General features: G+C 41.5%; 1 protein-coding gene and 1 pseudogene. Both read right to left on the reverse strand.

Translation table 11 applies throughout. From position 1 onward, the window contains the following. Positions 1 to 334, reverse strand: a 334-nt coding sequence (locus tag QYG89_RS17125) for a VOC family protein (RefSeq protein WP_404319412.1), incomplete at its 3' end; no start/stop codon positions are given. Between the two features lie 39 nt (positions 335 to 373). After that, a pseudogene (locus tag QYG89_RS17130) lies at positions 374 to 499 on the reverse strand (aldehyde dehydrogenase family protein); the annotation flags it as partial.

The following is a 499-nucleotide window of genomic DNA, read 5'->3' on the forward strand; positions in this document are numbered from 1 at the left end:
ATACATCATGGACATGAAGGGCGCGGCCAAGCGCATGCTGTGTGCCTGCTTCCAGCCATTTTGTTTTCAAGCCTTTCCCTTGGAAGAACGCAGCAAGCTTATCGAGATCCTCTTCTTTTTCTACTTTGTAGCCGAGAGCATGAACACCGATTTTATCAGATTGCTTTAATACTAAACTGTGGTGAACGTGCTCTTCCAATCCTCTTAAATAAATGCAGTTGTCCTTCGTTTCTGTTTCGATAAACCCTAAAGCATCTACATAAAATTTTCTTGAACGTTCAAGATCCTTTACATTCAGTACCGTTCTCGCAATGCGGATAATATTAAAATTCATAATAAGAACCCCCTGTTCTAATTGAAACAAATAAGTATTTTATTTACCAAACTGCGGAATATGATGATCGCCGATAGCCACGTGGATGACTTTCGGTTCTGTATAAAATTCAAAGAGTGCATAGTGGCCGCCTTCTCTGCCAATGCCGCTTGCTTTCGTTCCGCC

The organism is Bacillus lumedeiriae (assembly GCF_044891285.1).
Classification (GTDB): Bacteria; Bacillota; Bacilli; order Bacillales; family Domibacillaceae; genus Pseudobacillus; species Pseudobacillus lumedeiriae.